Genomic DNA, 5,825 nt, shown 5'->3' on the forward strand with positions numbered 1-5,825 from the left:
TGTTTGCCTGTGTTGCAGCGATCTGGGCAATGTCAAAAGGGCGCAAAGCAAAAATGGCCCATAACTTTCCAGTGAAGCCGATCTGGGCAGAATATACGCTCTACGGCATCATCGCGGCTGCCATCTTCGGGTTCATTGCAATCTTAAATGCATATGTGATCCCGCAACGTCGTCTTGAACGTATGTTTGAGCAACGCGGCGAAGAATTGCCAGAAGGATTGACGGTTGGATACGGTTTGCCAGTCTCTGTTCTCATCCTGATCTTGGTTGCTGTTGTTCTGAGTGTCGTTGCCAAGCGCACCCGACTGGGCCGCTATATCTATGCCACGGGTGGTAACCCCGATGCCGCGGAATTGTCTGGGATCAACACCCGTATGTTGACCGTCAAAATCTTCGCATTGATGGGCTTCTTGTGTGCATTGTCTGCGGTCGTTGCATCTGCGCGTTTGTCTAACCATTCCAACGACATCGGTACATTGGACGAACTGCGCGTTATCGCGGCTGCCGTTATCGGCGGCACGGCTTTGGCGGGGGGATTTGGGACGATCTATGGCGCGATTATCGGCGCTTTGATCATGCAATCCTTGCAATCGGGCATGGCAATGGTCGGTGTGGATGCGCCGTTCCAGAACATCATCGTGGGTATTGTGCTGGTTCTGGCCGTGCTTATCGACATCATCTATCGCAAAGGTGTGGGGGCTAAATAATGTCTGAACAAAATGAAACCCCGTTGGTTGAGATGCGCAACATCTCAATCGCTTTTGGCGGCATCAAAGCGGTTGATGACGTCTCGGTTGATCTTCGCCCCGGTGAAGTTGTCGGTCTGCTCGGTCACAACGGCGCTGGTAAATCGACACTGATCAAAGTTCTGTCTGGTGCGTATCAGAAAGACGAGGGTCAAATCTTCATCAACGGCGAAGAGGTCGAAATCAACAGCCCGCGCGATGCACGCGCGCATAACGTTGAGACGATCTATCAGACGCTGGCGCTAGCAGATAACCTCGATGCGGCCTCTAATCTTTTCCTTGGCCGCGAGATCATGACGCCTTTTGGCCTCGTTGATGATGCGGCAATGGAAGCGGAATGTCGTAAGATCCTGCATCAGCTCAATCCGAACTTTCAAAAGTTCAATGAGCCGGTGTCCGCACTGTCAGGTGGTCAACGCCAATCTGTCGCCATTGCCCGCGCGGTCTATTTCAACGCACGTATCTTGATCATGGACGAACCCACGGCGGCCCTTGGACCGCACGAAACGCAGATGGTTGCCGAACTTATTCAGCAATTGAAAGCGCAGGGCATTGGAATCTTCCTGATTGATCATGACGTGCATTCCGTGATGGAACTATGTGATCGGGCCAGCGTGATGAAAAATGGTCAACTGGTTGGAACCGTCGAAATTTCCGACGTCACAGACGACGATCTTTTGTCCATGATTATCCTCGGCAAAAACCCGATGGATAAGGATGTCGCCTAATCCCTAAGAACATTCTGCCCCTCTTTAGCTGTTCGCGAGAACATGCGTTGAGGGGCAGAAATCTATCAAAACGTGATGGTGTCCCCTTGAGCGACTGTAGCGCCGCGCACCGTCAGACCTCGTGTTTCGCCGACTGGCAAAGTGAACGTTGCAGTCTTTATCACTGGCGGAATTGACCCATCTTGTTGCCAGTCCAAGTTCAGCGTATTCGCGTCCCCCGAAAGTGTAAAATTCAGAAGCGAATAGGCTGCATTTATGCTCTCTCCATCGTCTTCGTAAAACGCGCCGCTCGAACTACTCTCTTCCAGTGCAGGGAACAGGGCGAGGATGCGATCCGCCTCAGCCGATGGTTTGGCGCGAGGTGCTGCCGATGACATGGGCAACACTGCGCCTGCACGAATGAATATCGGGATCGATTTTAGATCGACTGCTTTTTCGACCAAAGTGCCGGGTGCAATCCATTGTCCTGTTTCGAAATCCCACCAGCCGGTGGCATTATCGGGCAGACGGATACTGCGCGTTGTAACGTCAGGATCCACAACATTCGCCACCAAAACATCACGACCAAGCATAAAATCATCGGTTTCGGCCCATGCGTGCGGATCGTCAGGATGGTCCAAAAAGAGCGGGCGCAACATCGGTTCGTTGTGCTGAACAGCTTGCCATAAAATCGTATAGAGATAGGGCAAAAAGCGATAACGCAGTTCGATCGCGGCGCGGATATGCGGGGTGACCTCTGGATACATCCACGCTTCATTGGCCGTTTGATCATCGTTCCATGAATGGATCGTAAATCGAGGATGGAAAATTCCGTTTTGCACCCATCGGACAAAGAGTTCCGGCTCTGGGCGCGGGCCTGCAAAGCCACCGACATCATGCCCAACATTGAAGAGGCCAGACAGGCTCATGCCGACGCCTGTCCGAATGTTATAGCGTAGCGTTTTCCAATCGGTTCGATTGTCACCAGACCATGTCTGTGCATGGCGTTGGATGCCAGGCGAGCCTGATCTACAGATAAGATACGGCCGTTTGCTCGGCGCATGGGCCAACTGCGCTTCTTCCGAGGCACGGATCATCAAGAGCGAATGCAGCGGACGAATGAGCGAAATATCAATGGGTGTACCAAAGCCGTCGCATTGCGCGTCTCTATCCCAAATTTCATACTCATTGTTGTCGTTCCAAGTGGAGCCAATGCCGTACTCCAAAAGCTGGGTGGTGACCCCGTTCTTCCACCAGTCGATTGTCTGCGGATTGGTGAAATCCAAATGTGATCCGACATCGTCCCAGAATGTGGATTGCTCTGGTTCGCCCGTCTCGCTGTCCTTGACGAAAAGGCCCGCTTTTGCCGCGGTTTCATACTGCGGGTGATCGTGCAGCAGACAGGGTTTGATATTCGCGATCAAATGCACGTCTGCCGCTTTAAATTTGGCTGACATTCCATGAACGTCAGGCATTTTATCTGTGTTCCAGTTGAACACATATCGCTTGGGGCCAATCGAAGAGTAACCGGATGACAGTTGAAAGCTATCGCACGGGATTGCGTGGCTCTCGATATCCTTCAAGAAACCTTCGAGCTGTTCTTGCGCGTTCGGGGCATCGGTGTAGGACATGGTTGAGCCAGAATACCCGAGTGTCCAACGGGGCGGAAAGGCCGTGCCGCCCGTTAGTTTTACGTGCTCTTTGACAAGCTCCAACATCTGAGGCGCCCAGCGGACATAATAGTCCAAATCCCCATCTTCCGCGCGATAGGAGCGGTAGGGCAGGTGGTAGTTGTCCAACTCATTGCCAAGGTCGAACCAGCAGCTCGAGAGGTTGTCATAAAAAATTGACCACGCCCCCGCTGATGTAGTCTGGGTCATTGAAAACGGGATATGTTTGTAAAGAGGATCGGTGGTTTCTGCGTCGTACCCGAGTGCATCAAGGTTGCGCATTTCAAAGCGGCGACCGCTGCGATCAAGATCGCCGGCTTTTTCGCCAAGCCCATGAACAGGCTCGCCTTCAAAACGTCTTAAGTAGTGAGCATGTGCGTTGTCCTTCAGCCCAAGCAGGGTCCCGCCCGTGGGGCGTTCTTCTACAAAGGTTGTCCAAGCGCCATTGATCTTGGCGGCCCACGACAAATGCAGCGGCTGGGTAATCGTCAATTGCAGTAAGGGCGTCGACAGGGAAATGAGTTCTTCGGTGATATCGAAAGTGACCTTCGATCCTGAAAAACCAGACAGATCATCGCGGTTACGCCCTTCCCACGGAACAGTGCCATCAGGTGCAATCGACCACGTGCGGGGCAGGCGCCATTGACCGTCCTTTTTCAGGGATACACGGATAAAGCTGTCTTCGAGCACAACAACGCGGAGCGTGTGGCGTGCGTTGACCTCTAGTTCGAGACCATAATCCCACTGTTTGCGTAACGTCCATGTCTTTAGCGTTTTCATAATGCCCCCTAAGATTGCTCACCTTTCCAAGGTTAACGCGTAAAAACGGAAAGGTGTGAAAGATTGTGGGTGCGACAAGGGACGAAACATAAGATTTCTGATGCGGTCTAGATCGCTACCCAGCTCTGCTTTGAGCATTTCATAGCTGTAAGCGATGTTGGGCAAGGGTGGTTTATCTAGGTATGGCAAAACGGCGTCGGACAAAATGTGAAACGATGCGATGTCCAAGGGCGCATAGTTGCGGTCAAAATCTAACATGTCCCCAAGTTTCTGGAGATCCGTTTGAAGGTCATTTTGTTGTGCCACCTGTACAAGGTGCGAAAATTGCACGGTAAACTCTTGATGGTTGATAAAATGAACTGCCTTTGGACTGCCGTCCAAAGTTCCATATTCGGTAAGAATGGCCTTACCATTTTCGGATAAGCAGCGGGCAATAGTTTCCACGAAGTGTATAGCGCCCACATTGAGCACTGCGCGCGCGTTTGGCCCTTTGATCGTCGCGGGCAGCTCCAAATCATACGCGAGCGCGAGGCGCGCGGCCTCGCTCGTTGGCTTGTGCGTTTGTACCTCCGCGCTGTCGAATGTTTCAACGCTCAGGTCTGCAATGACCTCGTTGCTAATAATCGTATCGAAGCGCTCATCGCCAAATTCAAACGTTTCGATATTGCCGTGTAAAAAGCGAATCTTATCCAAATGGGCGTTGCAGGTTTGGCGCTGTGATTTGGCCAGATCAGGCGACAAATCGAACATCGTATAGGTGATTGTGCCATAAATTTCAGGGCGATGCTGTGAAAGCGCTGTCAGAACGGCGTTCGCAAAATAACCGAGACCGCAGCCAACTTCCATGATTTTCGCGTGGGGCTTCAGCCAATCTTGCTTGAGCAACCAGTCGCAAAATGCTTCGCCATAGGTGCGGTTTTGCAAGGCTTTCGTCGGTTCACGATAACAATGCGAAATCGTTGTTTCGATGGTATCAAACTGACGCGGTGCATCGTCAATTCCAGTTTTATGAAACTGATCGTTGTCGTCTTTTTTCGCAGACATGGCCGCCCAAATATCGCGAAGCTCAACCGCCGCGGCGATAGAGTTATGGCGTTTTTGAGCTGCGTCTGCATCACTGTTGCGCACGCCCAGTGCTTTTGGCGCCCAACGCACAATGCCCTGAAAAACCTCATCAAACTGTTCAGCAGTTATACCGAGGTCTATGCCGATCTCAGATTTCGACTTGCTCCCATCAGCGCATTCAAGAAACTCAAGTTCAAGGTCTGTGATCTGCCGTGTCTGCACCGCGCCTGTTGCAGTGCGGAAAAAAGCCGTGGCCTTCGTGCCTTTACTCGGTTGCAGCCAAACGAGTTCTGGCCCGATCTCAATAAGAGATGTCATGGAAATTGGCTTAAGGCTCATTTGCAGCTCTCAGAAATAAAGTTTGGCACGTTCAAACAGCGCTATGCGCCGATCATCCATTGTCTCGAACTGTTCTTGGCTCAGATCAAGAGGGGCGACAGTGGCAAAGTTTGACGTGTCGATAAACCACCTTCGGCTATAGGCAATGGTTAAGATTGGGCGCATCTCATCTGAAAGGTTTGCGGTCCCGCGATGTTGCACCCGATAATCCATGAGAACGGCTGAGCCGAGAGGCACGTTGGGCAAAATTCCGTCGTGTTCCTCTGGAGAGGCGAGTGGCTTTTTATGGGTGCCGGGCCACATCTGCGTGGTTCCGTTTATGTCATTTAGCGGCACCAGAGGAATGAACAGATTGATTGCATAACTGGGTGCAAACATATCCAGTGGGGTGCCAAACAAGCCTGAGAAATCCGTATGGGTATGTTGCTGCGTCGCGCCCGGCTTTGAAATCACGCACGTAAAACAATTGATAATGTGATCTTGGCCAAGCGTTGCGTCGCAGAACGACGTAAGCGGTG

Annotated in this window: 4 protein-coding genes and 1 pseudogene; 2 read left to right on the forward strand and 3 right to left on the reverse strand. The window is 51.9% G+C overall.

The window, feature by feature from the left end:
• Together ABJQ89_RS07285 and ABJQ89_RS07290 are read left to right on the forward strand one after the other, a co-directional pair.
• Positions 1-707 (forward strand): annotated as a pseudogene (locus ABJQ89_RS07285) (sugar ABC transporter permease); the annotation flags it as partial.
• Positions 707-1,474, forward strand: coding sequence for an ATP-binding cassette domain-containing protein (locus tag ABJQ89_RS07290; RefSeq protein ID WP_348495594.1), 768 nt, complete (start codon positions 707-709; stop codon positions 1,472-1,474). The pseudogene ABJQ89_RS07285 and the gene ABJQ89_RS07290, both read left to right, overlap by 1 nt.
• 65 nt (positions 1,475-1,539) lie before the next feature.
• On the opposite strand, the gene ABJQ89_RS07295 is transcribed toward ABJQ89_RS07290, so the two are convergent.
• The 3 genes from ABJQ89_RS07295 to ABJQ89_RS07305 form a co-directional block, all read right to left on the reverse strand.
• Positions 1,540-3,903 (reverse strand): TIM-barrel domain-containing protein, encoded by a 2,364-nt coding sequence (locus ABJQ89_RS07295; protein ID WP_348495595.1) that lies wholly within the window; start codon positions 3,901-3,903, stop codon positions 1,540-1,542.
• A gap of 18 nt (positions 3,904-3,921) precedes the next feature.
• Complete coding sequence (locus tag ABJQ89_RS07300; RefSeq protein ID WP_348495596.1) at positions 3,922-5,307, reverse strand: class I SAM-dependent methyltransferase; 1,386 nt, start codon at positions 5,305-5,307, stop codon at positions 3,922-3,924.
• Between the two features lie 9 nt (positions 5,308-5,316).
• Positions 5,317-5,825, reverse strand: a 509-nt coding sequence (locus tag ABJQ89_RS07305) for a phytanoyl-CoA dioxygenase family protein (RefSeq protein ID WP_348495597.1), incomplete at its 5' end; no start/stop codon positions are given.

This window comes from Planktotalea sp., from assembly GCF_039984035.1.
Lineage (GTDB): Bacteria > Pseudomonadota > Alphaproteobacteria > Rhodobacterales > Rhodobacteraceae > Planktotalea.